The 1048-nt window shown below is 54.3% G+C and carries 1 protein-coding gene; it reads left to right on the plus strand.

Annotation, left to right across the window (positions count from 1 at the left end; all coding sequences use genetic code 11):
* Positions 1-249: 249 nt before the first annotated feature.
* Complete coding sequence (locus IVA87_RS19555) at positions 250-726, plus strand: Lrp/AsnC family transcriptional regulator (protein ID WP_247334618.1); 477 nt, start codon at positions 250-252, stop codon at positions 724-726.
* The last annotated feature ends 322 nt before the right edge of the window (positions 727-1048 follow it).

Here is a 1048-nt window from a genome sequence, read left to right on the forward strand (position 1 = left end):
CCGCCCTCAATCGCGGCCACGACACGCTGGCGAAGATCCAGAGAATAAGGCTTGCCCATCCATGCTGGCCTCCCGCCCAGCCAGCATGGTGAATCAGAAACGAACTGATTTGGGAATCCCAAATCGATTCAACCAAACCCCATCCCGCTTTAGTTGAAAATAACCCGGAACCTGCGCTAGCCTCTTGAGGATTTCCTGCGGTGCGAAGCCGTTTACCGGTGAGATTCACCTCAAGGTTGGGGCCCGATTATGCGGTACGATCGGATCGATGCCCGAATCCTTGAGATCGTCCAAAAAAACAACCGAGTAACTTCGGAGGAGGTCGGCGAATTGGCTGGACTTTCAGCGACCGCGTGTCAACGGCGACTAAAGCGGCTCCGTTCTGAAGGCATCATCGAGGCGGATATCTCAATCGTTTCGCCGAAGGCAGTAGGCAGACCTATTCAAATGCTTGTGCTTGTGAGCCTGGAGCGCGAGCGCGCAGACATAATCGACAAATTCAAGAAGGCCGTTAAATCGTCAGTCGAAGTCGTCAACGGCTTCTATGTCACCGGCGATGCCGACTTTGTCCTATACGTTACAGCTCGGACCATGGAGGATTATGAGGAATTCACCCGAAAGTTTTTTTACGTGAACCCTGACATAAAGGGATTTAAGACGATGGTCGTGTTGGATCGCATAAAGGCCGGATTTGCCGTACCGATCGAGTCTCCGGCGGAGGATTGATCGCTGATTGAGGTTCACCGGGGATCGCTATTTTACCTTTGCGCGCGCTATGACGCCCGAAATCGTCAGCCAAACATGGCCCGCAAGACGAACCGCAGATTGCTGAAGCGCCCCCTCCAAAGCCATTGCTTCTGTCAACGCTGGTCGGAGTCTTGCTCGGGGGGAGCGGTGTGCCCCCAAGTGAAATCGGCCCTGCGGGTTTAAAAGGCTGGAATACTCTCTTGGCCGATTCCGTTGAAAAAGGCCGGCAGTATTTCGTTGTAATAGCTCCGTCGCGACGTGGCCGGAACTGCTCTTACTGACCCTATGCGAGCGTCGGGGT

Origin of the sequence: Bradyrhizobium sp. 147 (assembly GCF_023073935.1) — a bacterium.
GTDB lineage: Bacteria > Pseudomonadota > Alphaproteobacteria > Rhizobiales > Xanthobacteraceae > Bradyrhizobium.

Coding starts and splice junctions, on each gene's coding strand:
- IVA87_RS19555 (WP_247334618.1), top strand. CDS start 250: ATGCGGTACGATCGGATCGATGCCCGAATCCTTGAGATCGTCCAAAAA.